General features: G+C 65.2%; 12 protein-coding genes and 1 tRNA gene. 7 read left to right on the forward strand and 6 right to left on the reverse strand.

Annotated elements, in window-relative coordinates; translation table 11 throughout:
* Positions 1 to 84 precede the first annotated feature (84 nt).
* The 3 genes from Q4543_RS22535 to Q4543_RS22545 form a co-directional block, all read right to left on the reverse strand.
* Positions 85 to 582 carry a MarR family winged helix-turn-helix transcriptional regulator gene (locus Q4543_RS22535; RefSeq protein ID WP_216005003.1) on the reverse strand — a complete coding sequence of 166 codons (498 nt, stop codon included), beginning with the start codon at positions 580 to 582 and terminating at the stop codon, positions 85 to 87.
* A gap of 86 nt (positions 583 to 668) precedes the next feature.
* Complete coding sequence (locus tag Q4543_RS22540; RefSeq protein ID WP_303442056.1) at positions 669 to 965, reverse strand: succinate dehydrogenase assembly factor 2; 297 nt, start codon at positions 963 to 965, stop codon at positions 669 to 671.
* Positions 962 to 1,348 carry a helix-turn-helix domain-containing protein gene (locus tag Q4543_RS22545; RefSeq protein WP_216005001.1) on the reverse strand — a complete coding sequence of 129 codons (387 nt, stop codon included), beginning with the start codon at positions 1,346 to 1,348 and terminating at the stop codon, positions 962 to 964. Before Q4543_RS22545 ends, Q4543_RS22540 begins: the two co-directional genes overlap by 4 nt.
* A gap of 90 nt (positions 1,349 to 1,438) precedes the next feature.
* Here Q4543_RS22545 and Q4543_RS22550 point away from each other — a divergent pair, with 90 nt between their 5' ends.
* The 5 genes from Q4543_RS22550 to Q4543_RS22570 all read left to right on the forward strand — a co-directional run bounded on the left by Q4543_RS22550 (position 1,439) and on the right by Q4543_RS22570 (position 5,237).
* The gene (locus tag Q4543_RS22550) at positions 1,439 to 2,641 is read left to right on the forward strand and encodes a pyridoxal phosphate-dependent aminotransferase (RefSeq protein ID WP_303442058.1); all 1,203 of its coding nucleotides are present in this window, start codon (positions 1,439 to 1,441) and stop codon (positions 2,639 to 2,641) included.
* 3 nt (positions 2,642 to 2,644) lie between these two features.
* Entirely contained in the window at positions 2,645 to 3,046 is a 402-nt protein-coding gene (locus tag Q4543_RS22555) for a hypothetical protein (protein WP_303442060.1), read from the forward strand.
* 152 nt (positions 3,047 to 3,198) lie between these two features.
* The gene (locus tag Q4543_RS22560) at positions 3,199 to 3,525 is read left to right on the forward strand and encodes a hypothetical protein (RefSeq protein ID WP_303442062.1); all 327 of its coding nucleotides are present in this window, start codon (positions 3,199 to 3,201) and stop codon (positions 3,523 to 3,525) included.
* Between the two features lie 92 nt (positions 3,526 to 3,617).
* Positions 3,618 to 4,409 (forward strand): inositol monophosphatase family protein, encoded by a 792-nt coding sequence (locus Q4543_RS22565; protein ID WP_303442064.1) that lies wholly within the window; start codon positions 3,618 to 3,620, stop codon positions 4,407 to 4,409.
* A 423-nt stretch (positions 4,410 to 4,832) separates the two neighbouring features.
* Entirely contained in the window at positions 4,833 to 5,237 is a 405-nt protein-coding gene (locus Q4543_RS22570; RefSeq protein WP_303442065.1) for a hypothetical protein, read from the forward strand.
* 291 nt (positions 5,238 to 5,528) lie between these two features.
* Here the strand turns inward: Q4543_RS22570 and Q4543_RS22575 are convergent, their stop codons facing one another.
* From Q4543_RS22575 to putA, 3 genes are all read right to left on the reverse strand, one after another.
* Complete coding sequence (locus tag Q4543_RS22575) at positions 5,529 to 5,897, reverse strand: GFA family protein (RefSeq protein ID WP_303442066.1); 369 nt, start codon at positions 5,895 to 5,897, stop codon at positions 5,529 to 5,531.
* A complete protein-coding gene (locus Q4543_RS22580; protein ID WP_303442068.1) occupies positions 5,894 to 6,637 on the reverse strand; it encodes a rhomboid family intramembrane serine protease in 744 nt (247 codons plus the stop codon). Before Q4543_RS22580 ends, Q4543_RS22575 begins: the two co-directional genes overlap by 4 nt.
* Before the next feature lie 80 nt (positions 6,638 to 6,717).
* Positions 6,718 to 10,161, reverse strand: a complete 3,444-nt coding sequence (gene putA, locus Q4543_RS22585; protein WP_303442070.1) for a bifunctional proline dehydrogenase/L-glutamate gamma-semialdehyde dehydrogenase PutA — start codon at positions 10,159 to 10,161, stop codon at positions 6,718 to 6,720.
* A 106-nt stretch (positions 10,162 to 10,267) separates the two neighbouring features.
* Here putA and Q4543_RS22590 point away from each other — a divergent pair, with 106 nt between their 5' ends.
* Entirely contained in the window at positions 10,268 to 10,750 is a 483-nt protein-coding gene (locus Q4543_RS22590; protein WP_303442072.1) for an Lrp/AsnC family transcriptional regulator, read from the forward strand.
* Between the two features lie 94 nt (positions 10,751 to 10,844).
* Positions 10,845 to 10,929 (forward strand) — tRNA-Leu (locus Q4543_RS22595).
* Positions 10,930 to 11,137: the final 208 nt, after the last annotated feature.

Below are 11,137 nucleotides of genomic sequence, written 5' to 3' on the forward strand. Positions count from 1 at the left end.
GGGGCTTCCACAAACCCCCCCGGGGGGGCAAATGCCGGGCGGGGGGGGGGGGGCGGGGGCGCACACGGCCGCGGCGCCCGCCCGTCAGTAGATGTAGCGGATCTGGTCGGTCCAGAAACGTTCCACCCGGCGCAGCCCGTTGTTGATCATGTCGAGCCCGTCCAGGTCGACGACGTTGCGCGCTTCGAGACCATCGGCGTGGCGCTCGAAGAGGTGCTGCACCGTATCGCGAATGTCGCGCCCCTGCGCGGTCAGGCGGACCCGAACCGAGCGCCGGTCGATCTCGCAGCGTTGATGGTGCATATAGCCCATCTCGACCAGCTTCTTGAGATTGTAGCTGACGTTGCTGCCCTGATAATAACCGCGCGACTTCAATTCGCCCGCCGTGACCTCGTTGTCACCGATGTTGTAGAGCAGCAGCGCCTGCACTGCGTTGATCTCGATGACACCGGTGCGCTCGAACTCATCCTTGATCACGTCGAGCAACAGCCTGTGAAGCCGTTCCACGAGCGCAAGAGTCTCGAGATACCCGGCCATGTAACCGCTCAGCGGCTTCTTTCCCATGGAGGCATGAATGCTCATTACCGTCTCCGCCTGTTCAGAACCTCAGGCAGATTTCGGGCATAAAAGCCAAGATTGCGTTAAATCGCGGCGTTTTCTTGGAAAAGTCATGGCGCGCAGGCGGTGGCCTTGATGTCCGCGATCATCTGGCGCAGCGACTCAGGGGCTTCGATCTGGCCGGAAACCCACTGGTACAGATCCTGATCGTTCTCTTCGAGCAGCACCTCGTAAGTGTCCAGCATGGCGGCATCCATCAACGCCAGCCGCGCCTCGCAATAGCGCACGAGGATGATGTCCATCTCTTTGATTCCACGGCGCATCGAGCGCATCCGCAACCGCTTCAGGCGGTGTTCGGGGGACTCGTTTTCCGGCGGCACGGCGCGGGGGATCTGGATCTGGGTCATGCGGTGTCCTTCAGAATCTGGCGCAGGGATTTTTCCAGCCGGGCCAGCCGGTCCTGCGAGGTTTTCATCTGGGCGCGAAGCTCGCGGATGTCCAGCAGGGCCTCGCGCAGATCCTGCGGCAGAACGTCCGCCCCGTCGGGGGCGGGTACGCCATCGCCCTCGCCGCTCAGCAGCCAGTTCACCGAAACGTCGAGTAGCCCGGCCAGTTGCGACAGCCTTGCGGCGCGCGGTTCGGCCACGTCGTTTTCCCAGCCCTGAAGCGACTTCAGCTTGACGTCCAGCCGCCGTGCCAGCGCCTCTTGCGTCATGCCCGCGCTCTCGCGCGCGGCGGCGACGCGATCTCCGAAGGTGGCAGTGTCGGGGCCGTACCAGTCGTCTGTCATCCGTGTCTCCTCTTCCGCCCGCAAGCGGCTTGTACGGCTGCGGGGGGCACCCTATGACAGACGGGATCTCAATACAAACGGTGCCCCGTCATGGCTTTCCTTTCCGATACGCTCGCTCGTGTGAAACCCTCGCCCACCGTGGCGATGACCCAGCTTGCCGCCGAGCTGAAGGCACAGGGCAAGGACATCATCGGCCTGAGCGCCGGAGAGCCGGATTTCGACACGCCCGACAACATCAAGGCCGCCGCCATCGCCGCGATCAATGCGAACCAGACGAGATACACCGCCCCGGACGGCATCATCGAGCTGAAACAGGCGATCTGCGCCAAGTTCGCCCGCGAGAACGGGCTAAGCTATGAGCCCTCGCAGATCAGCGTCAGCACGGGCGGCAAGCAGGTGCTGTACAACGCCTTCATCGCCACGCTCAATCCGGGCGATGAGGTGATCATTCCGGCGCCTTACTGGGTCAGCTATCCCGATATCGTCAAGCTCGGGCAGGGCACGCCGGTCATCATCGAGGGCAAGCCGGAGCTTGGCTACAAGATCACCGCCGATCAGCTTGAAGCGGCGATCACCCCCCAGACCAAGTGGTTCCTGTTCAACTCGCCCAGCAACCCCACCGGTGCGGGCTATTCCTGGGCCGAGCTCAAGGCGATCACCGAGGTGCTGATGAAGCACCCGCATGTCTGGGTGATGAGCGACGACATGTATGAACATCTGGCTTATGACGGGTTCGAATTCTGCACCCCGGCGCAGGTCGAACCGGCGCTGTATGAGCGCACGCTGACGGTCAATGGCGTCAGCAAGGCCTATGCCATGACCGGCTGGCGCATCGGCTATGCGGGCGGCCCGGTGGCGCTGATCACCGCCATGCGCAAGGTGCAGTCGCAATCGACCAACAACCCCTGCACGATCAGCCAGTGGGCGGCGGTCGAGGCGCTGAACGGCCCGCAGGATTTCCTTGTCCCCCGCGCCGAGGCGTTCCGGCGTCGCCGCGATCTGGTCTGCGAAAAGCTGAACGCCATCGACGGCATCACCTGCCCGGTGCCCGAGGGGGCGTTCTACGTCTATCCGTCGATCACCGGGCTGCTGGGCAAGACCTCGGCGGCGGGCACGGTGATCGGCGATGACGAAGCCTTCGCCACGGCGCTGCTCGAAGAGCAGGGCGTCGCGGTGGTGTTCGGGGCGGCGTTCGGGCTGTCTGCGAATTTTCGCATCTCTTATGCGACCTCGGATGCGGTGCTGGAAGAGGCCTGCGCCCGCATCGCCGCGTTCTGCGACGGGCTGCGCTAGGCGATGTCGGGCGATCTGCCGAAACATTACTTTCGCATCCGCGACAATGGCGCGACGGTGTTCCGGGTGGACACCGAGAACCGCCAGCGCCGCATCGACATGGATCAGATCGCCGTGGTCAATCTCAACAAGGACGAGATCAGGCCGCATGGCGAGCGGGAGCTGAATGCCGAGGACGAGGCCGCCATCCGCGCCTGGATGAGCGAGCGCAAGACCTTGCTGGCGATGCGCGAAATCGACGACATTCACCGCGCCATCGACCATCTGAACCAGACGGCGCAATGGGCGCAGGCCCGGGCGTCGCAGGATCAGCTTGAGGCGGTGACCGATGCGCTGCTGCTGGCGATGCACGACCTGCGCACGGTTCTGGTGCGCAAGAAGGCCGACCGGCTGAGCGACAGGTGACGCGAAACAATCGCCGCGCGGGCTGGGCATTGTTTTGGTCCGCGCGACATTCCTTTGGAAATATCACATTTCATTGACGGATCGCCCGATGCTGATAGGCTTTCGAGCAGCAGCTTTTGATAGTGCGGTTTTCTAGGGGACAGATAGATACCATGCGCGCAATGACCTTCCTCGGTGCCCTCGCGGCCCTGACAGTTGGTGCCTCTGGCGCCTTTGCCTGGGGGGATGCCTATACTGGCGATGCCACCTCCGATCTAAGCCGCCAGCCGCTGGTGCAGGCTTGGCCGCAGGGCAATCACTGCCCCGCCGGGAAACAGCCGGTGATCGTTGGCGGTGTGATCTTCTGCGGCATTCCGACCGCTGGTCGCTATTACGACCCGCAGCCGCTGCGCGCGAGCCATGCGCCCAAGCCCGCCGCCAAGACCTACTTGCCGCGCGCCTATGCGCCCGCTGGCGAAAAGGGTGTGGTCTCTCAATAAGCCGCAGCGGCAAGGTTCCGGGTCATCCGGCCTTGGCAAGACCCTACGGGCCGCGTATACGCGCGGCCTCAACCATTTGCGGGGATCGTGACATGCAGGGTAGCGCCAATCTCAACATCATGATCAAGGCGGCGCGCAAGGCGGGCCGCTCGCTGGTGAAGGATTTCCGCGAGGTCGAGAACCTTCAGGTGTCGATGAAGGGCGCCGGTGACTTCGTCAGCCGCGCCGACACCGCCGCCGAAACCATCATCAAGGAGGCGCTGCTCGAGGCGCGTCCGACCTATGGCTGGCTGGGCGAAGAGACCGGCGAGCAGGCCGGGCAGGACCCGACCCGGCGCTGGATTGTCGATCCGCTCGACGGCACCACCAATTTCCTGCACGGCATGCCGCACTGGGCGATTTCCATCGCGCTCGAGCACAAGGGCCAGATCGTCGCGGGCGTGGTCTATGACGCTGCCAAGGACGAGATGTTCTATGCCGAGAAGGGCTCTGGCGCCTGGCTGAACGATTCCCGCCGTCTGCGGGTGTCGGGGCGCAACCGGATGATCGAGGCGGTGTTTGCCACGGGTATTCCGTTCGCGGCCAAGAACACGCTGCCGGCGATGCTGAAGGATCTGGGCCGGCTGATGCCGGAATGCGCCGGGGTGCGGCGCTGGGGCGCGGCCTCGCTGGATCTGGCCTATGTGGCGGCAGGCCGCTACGACGGCTACTGGGAGCGCGAACTGAACCTCTGGGACATTGCGGCAGGCTACCTGATCGCTCAGGAGGCCGGCGCGCTGATCGAAGGTGTGCGCGAGGGGCAGGAGCCGCTTGAGTCGGGCTCGATCCTGTGCGCCAACAACGATATCTTCGCCAGCTTCGCAAAGACCATCCGCAGCGCCTGAGGCAATCGCTGCAGGGGGGGCGCTGCCCCCCCGCGCGAGTCGCGCGCCCCCCGGGATATTTCCGGCCAGAAGAAGCTGCGGGCGCTGCTGGGCTGTGTAGGTGCGGCATATGGTGGGACGGGTTTGGGGTGAGCCTGTCCGGCTAGAGTTGGCGGACCTATGCGGAGGGCCTAAGGCCGCTGCGGGTCTTGGACCTGCGCGTGAGATTGCCCGCGGTGATGACGTCCGCCAGACGGAGGTGAAACTGCTCGTCCTAGGGGACGCGCTTGACGCTCGCCTCTGTGACTGTACTGAGCCCATTCGCCGATTTCCATCTGCTGATCGCGACACGCGCAGATTATCAGCGCTCAGTCCGGGTGGTAGCTGAGGCCACGGGTATTTCCTTGGCCTGCTATCTCGGTTGCGTTGGCTGTGAGGTGGATCTTGTGGCACCCGCAGCCTCGCTGCCCGCGGGAGTCCCTGCCCGGAAGCCGCAACAAGAGCGATCCCAAGGACACGCAGCTGATCCTGCCCATGATGGCGATCAGGAGCGCGTCGTTCGATCATCACCTGCTCTTGTTCGCTGCCAATGAGTCTCCGGAACTGTCCAAACCCCACGACATGGTCTCTCGCCCGAAGACCGGACACTGGCACCGGGTATCCATTGCCCGGCAATGCCTGTTTACAGGCATGAGAGAGGGCCGCGATTTCGCCGCGATGCCGGTCGGTGCCTCCGCAGCTTTCGCAGTGATGGGGTCTCTGTCGTCCTTGAACGCTATTTGCTGGCGCACATCGATCGCCGGGACCGGCCCGATCACCCCCCCGATCATCCCGGGCAGAAGCCGGTGACCTGCGTCGCTTCGGACAGCATCGGTACGTGCTGAAGCTTTGCAGTATGCATTGCCTGACAGGCGCGTCATCAGGATGCGAGAGGCCTTGCGCCCATCCGGCCCGGCATGCTCCGGGGGAAGGCCAAGCCATCGGAACATGGCGGTGCCCGGAGGCGCTGCCGTCTCATGCTGTGCTTTGACAATCGCTTTTCGGGTGACAGGGCGTGGCGCTCCTGCGGCGGACCTGTCCCATGATGCGCTTTTCCAAGGCCGCGAGAGGATCGCAGCATCAAACCATGGGAACAATCGTCTAGCGGTCCGAGGGATGGTTGACGCCGTCGTTCCACGGGATGGGTTCGTGATCGGCGGGGTTCACGCCGTCGATTGCGCCCATGTTGACGCCATACTCATTGGGGTTCGAGCGGCGGCGGTGGTACATGTAGATGCCGCAGACCGAGCAGAAATGATGCTGCGCGGTGTTGGTGTTGAACTGGTAGGGCGTTAGCTTGTCGGCGCCTTTGACCACCTTGACGCCGCCCAGCGGTGCGCTGACAGCCGGGGCGCCGCGGCGTCGGCAATAAGAGCAATCGCAGCGGCGCGCCGTGTCGAGCCCGTCGCTGAGCGTGACCTGCAGTTCGACGGCACCGCAGTGGCAGGTGGCTTTCACCGGATCTGTCATCGTCTTCGTCCTGTCTTTGGAATGCGGATCGTGTCGGTGTAGCGCCCGGTGGGGTGGGGCGGGCGGCCGTGGGTGCGGTTCCAGAAGGCGGGGCCGCCCCGGCGCAGCCAGACGGGCAGGATCAGCACCATGCCGCCGATGAACCCGCCCAGATGGGCGAGGTAGGCGACGCCGGTGCCATCGGACTGCCCGCTGAGTTCGCCAAGGAGCTGCAGCGCGAACCAGACCGCCAGCATCAGCCAGGCGGGCACCGGAAAGACCTTGACCACGATGATCAGGATCACGACGAGGTCGACCCGCGCCTTGGGGAACAGCAACAGGTAGCCGCCCATCACGCCAGCGATCGCCCCCGATGCACCCACAGTCGGGACCACCGACAGGGGTTGCGCGACATATTGGGTCAGCGCCGCGATGATGCCGCTGGCGAGGTAAAAGCCAAGATAGGGGCCGTGGCCGAGCGCGTCTTCGATATTGTCGCCAAAGATGAACAGGAACAGCATGTTGCCAGCCAGATGCATCAGCCCGCCATGCAGGAACATCGAGGTCAGGATGCCCGCGTAGCCCTGCCCTTCGCTGATCAGGGCAGGGATCAGCGCCCAGTCGAAGAACAACGCATTGATGGCGCGCGGATCGCGAAACAGGCCCCAGTAGCTGACGAAGAGACCGACGTTGAGCAGGATCAGCCCATAGGTGACATAGGGCGTTCGGCCAGACGGGTTGTGATCGCGAATGGGAAACATAACGTCAGAGTGGCGCGAAGCTGGCCTGCGTCAAGCGCGATTGTCGCCCCGGGCGCGCTGCGTGTGCCCGGGGCGGGGGATCACATGTTGCCGCCAAGCAGCGCGGCGTTGCCGCCCGATGCGGTGGTGTCGATGCACACGTGCTTTTCGGCGCGGGCATGGCCCGTATCGGGCGCGCCGGTGATCAGGGTCAGGATCGGCCCGCTGCGGTTTGCCAGCGCCTTGCGGTAGGCGCGGGCGCTGTCTTCGTCGCCCCACCACAGCGCCGAGGAGATGCCCTCCAGCGTTTCGAGCATTTCGGGCGTTACCTTGCCCTGGGCGCAGACTGCGACGCCGCCGAGCAGGCGCACAGCGTCGGCCTGCGCCGCCGCGCAGTCGGACCCCGGCCCGAGGCACAGCACCGGCGGGCGGGCGTGGGTGGTGTACTGGTTGGCTTCGCCGGTGGGGCCGGGCAGGTCGGTGGTTTTCGGAGCGGGCGTCTCGCCTGCCTTGTTGATCGCCGCCGTCAGCCGCGAGGCGACCTCGGTCTTATCCCAGCTGCCGACGGGGCCGGGCGCGGCGTGCTGGCGGAAACGGTCACAATAGAGCGGGCCGCCCGCCTTGGGGCCGGTGCCCGACAGACCCTCGCCGCCAAAGGGCTGGCTGCCGACGATGGCGCCGATCTGGTTGCGGTTGACGTAAAGATTGCCCGTAGCGATGCGCTTGGTCACATGTTCGACCCGGTCGTCGATGCGGGTCTGAAGGCCGAAGGTCAGCCCGTAGCCGGTGGCGTTGATCGCGTCGATCACCTTGTCGAGCGCGTCGGCCTTGAAGGTGGCGACATGCAGCACCGGGCCGAAGATCTCGCGCTCAAGCGATTCGATGCCTTTGACGCGGATCATGGTCGGGGAGATGAAATGACCCACGCCGGGCATCGGGGTTTCCTTGATCAGATCGCCGCGGGCGCGGGCGGCGTCGATATAGGCCTTGATACCGTTGAAGGCCTCGGCGTCGATGACCGGGCCAACATCGGTGGTCAGCTCCCACGGCTGGCCGGCGACAAGCGCATCCATCGCGCCCTCGAGCATCTCGATCACATCGGGGGCGATGTCATCTTGCAGATACAGGCAGCGCAGCGCCGAACAGCGCTGGCCAGCCGACTGGAAGGCCGATTCGACCACTGCGCGCACCGCCTGTTCGGGCAGGGCCGTGCTGTCGACGATCATCGCGTTGAGCCCGCCGGTTTCCGCGATCAGCGGGGTGCCGGGCGCAAGGTTCGCCGCGATGGATTTATGGATGATCTGCGCGGTGTCGGTCGAGCCGGTGAAGGCAACACCCGAGACCTGCGGCGCGCTGGTCAGCGCAGCGCCGACATCACCGGCGCCGGGAAGCAGTTGCAGCGCCGACGTGGGCACGCCGGCCTCGTGCAGCAGCTGCACGGCGCGATAGGCGATCAGCGAGGTCTGCTCGGCCGGTTTCGCCAGCACGGCGTTGCCGGTGGCCAGCGCCGCCGACAGCTGCCCGGTGAAGATTGCCAGCGGGAAGTTCCATGGCGAGATGCAGGCGAACACGCCGCGCGGGGCGTCGGGTTTGTCCAATGCGCGGGCGGCATAATAGCGCAGGAAATCCACCGCTTCGCGCAGCTCGGCCACGCCGTCGCGCAGGGTCTTGCCGGCCTCGCGGTGCAGCAGGGCGAAGATCTCGCCGAAATGCGCCTCGAACAGGTCGGCAGCGGCGTTCAGGATGCGGGCGCGCTCCTGCGGCGCGGCGGCCCAAGGGTGCGCGGCGGCGGCGGCGACGCGCACGGTTTCGGCACTGGCCCAGGTGATTTCGCCCACCTTGTCGGCGGGATTGGCGGGGTTTGGCACATCCGCCACAGCGCCCACCGGGGCATCGACGCAGACCAGCGGCGCGGCCTGCCACAGATGCGCGCGGAACGGCGCGCGCGCCTCGTCGATCTGCGCCAGCGTCGGGCGATGGGTCAGATCGAAACCCTGAGAATTGGCCCGCTCGGGCAGGAACAGCTCCGAGGCGCGGGCGAGGGGGCGGCGATCGCTCGCATCGAACGGGTCGGCGGCGACGGTTTCGGGCGGGACTTCCTCGTCGACGATCTGGTTGACGAAAGAGGAGTTCGCGCCGTTCTCCAGCAGCCGCCGTACCAGATAGGCCAGCAGGTCGGCATGGGCGCCGACAGGGGCGTAGATGCGGCAGCGGGTGCCGGTGTTTTTCACCAGCGCATGCAGCGTCTCGCCCATGCCGTGCAGGCGCTGGAATTCGAACGCGCTGTTTGCCACGCCGCCCTCTTGAGCCATGTGCAGCACGGCGGCGACGGTGTGGGCGTTGTGAGTGGCGAATTGCGGGTAGATGCGCGCCGTCATGCCCAGCAGCTTGCGGGCATTGGCGATGTAGGAAATGTCGGTGTGGGTCTTGCTGGTGAAGACCGGGAATCTGTCGATTCCCTCGACCTGCGCGCGTTTGATCTCGGTGTCCCAATAGGCGCCCTTGACCAGCCGCACCATGATGCGGCGATCATAGGCCTGCGCCAGCGCGTGCAGCCAGTCGATGGTCTCAGAGGCGCGCAGCCCGTAGGCCTGCACCACCACGCCAAAGCCATCCCAGCCCGCCAGCGTCGGCGAGGCAAATGCCGCGCCGATCACGTCGAGCGAGATCGACAGACGGTCGGCTTCCTCGGCGTCGATGTTCAGGCCGATGCCCGCCGCCTTGGCCTGCTCGCACAGTTGCAACAGGCGCGGCACCAGCGTTGCCATGACCTGTTTGACTTGGCCTTCCTCGTAGCGCGGGAACAGCGCCGAGAGCTTCACCGAAATGCCGGGATTGGCGCCGATGTCGCTGTGCTTTGCCGCCTTGGCGATGGCGTCGATGGCCTTGGAATAGGCCTCGAGATAGCGCAGCGCGTCGCCTTCGGTGCGGGCGGCCTCGCCCAGCATGTCATAGGAATAGGTGTAGCCCTTGGCCTCCATCGCTTCGCCGCGTTTCATCGCCTTCTGAATGGTTTCGCCCAGCACGAACTGGCTGCCCATCTCTTTCATGGCGCGCCCGACAGCGGTGCGGATCACCGGCTCGCCCATGCGTTTGACGGCGGCGCGCAGATGCCCCGCAGGACCGGGGCGGGCGGTAGGATCAAGCACGCGCCCGGTCAGCATCAGCGCCCATGTCGAGGCATTGACCAGCGGCGAGGACGAGCGGCCCATGTGCCGCCCCCAATCGGACGGCGCGATCTTGTCTTCGATCAGCGCGTCGATGGTTTCGGCGTCCGGCACCCGCAACAAGGCCTCGGCAAGGCACATCAGCGCGATGCCCTCGTCGGTGGACAGACCGTATTCGGCCAGAAAGACCTCCATCAGGCCGGGCTTGGTGCTGCCGCGAATATCGCGCACCAGCTGCGCGGCGCGCTGGCCGATCTGGGCGCGCGCCTCGGGCGGCAGCGCGGCGGTCTGGCGCAGCCGGGCCACGGTGGCCTCTTCGGGCGCGTACATATTCACGTCGATAAGCGAGCGGATTTCGGGGGCGATGTCGCGGGGCATCTCTTGTCCTCGGTGATTTTTGCCACCATATAGGCTAAGAAAAAGTCGTTTGGCCTTATTGTGTGCCACGGGGTCATCTTTTCGACCGAAAAACGCAGGATTTTCGATGCAGCACGATCAGGAAGAGTTCGACCGGTTCGATCAGGCGATCCTCACCACCCTTGCATCCGAGGGGCGAATCTCGATCACCGAACTCGCGCGCAGGATCGGCCTGTCCAAAAGCCCGACGCAAGCGCGGCTGCGGCGGCTCGAAGAGCTGGGGGTGATCCGCGGCTACCGGGCGATTCTGGATCCGATCCGGCTGGGTCTGGATCACGTGGCTTTTGTCGAGGTGCGCATGTTCGACACTCGCGAAGCCTCGCTCGAAGCGTTCAACGCTGCGGTCGCCAGCGTGCCCGAAATCGAACAGGTGCACCTGATCGCCGGGAATTTCGACTATCTGCTCAAGGTGCGCACCGCCGACATGCGCAGCTATCGCCGGGTGCTTGCGGAAAGAATCTCGACCCTGCCGCATGTGTCGACGACCTCGACCTATGTGGCGATGCAGGCGGTCAAGGAAGCTGGCGTCGCGCCAGAGGGGGCGGATTAGAGCGCAATTCATCCGGGCTGTTGCGAACGGCGGATTGTTCTTCGATCCGGCGCCGGTTAGGAAAGCACAGGCGCCCGCAAGGGCCCGGTTCGGTGCGGGCGTGGTGGAACGGTAGACACAAGCGACTTAAAATCGCTAGGGCATTGCCCGTGCGGGTTCGATTCCCGCCGCCCGCACCAATGTCCGGGCAGCGTCTCGACAGAGACCTTGGCTTGAACTGATACGTGATTTCTGCCTGCCGCATGGCGCGTCGATGCCTTCGCTGCATCACTAGATCATCGCACCAAGCGCGCCGCGTTCCGGCGATTTTCGGGTGACGTCCCCAGACGTGGTGTAGCTTACGGTGGCCATCGGGTTTCCCGGTAGGGTCGGGTTGCGAGAACCAAC

Source organism: Salipiger sp. 1_MG-2023, from assembly GCF_030547555.1.
In the GTDB taxonomy this organism is placed as follows: domain Bacteria; phylum Pseudomonadota; class Alphaproteobacteria; order Rhodobacterales; family Rhodobacteraceae; genus Salipiger.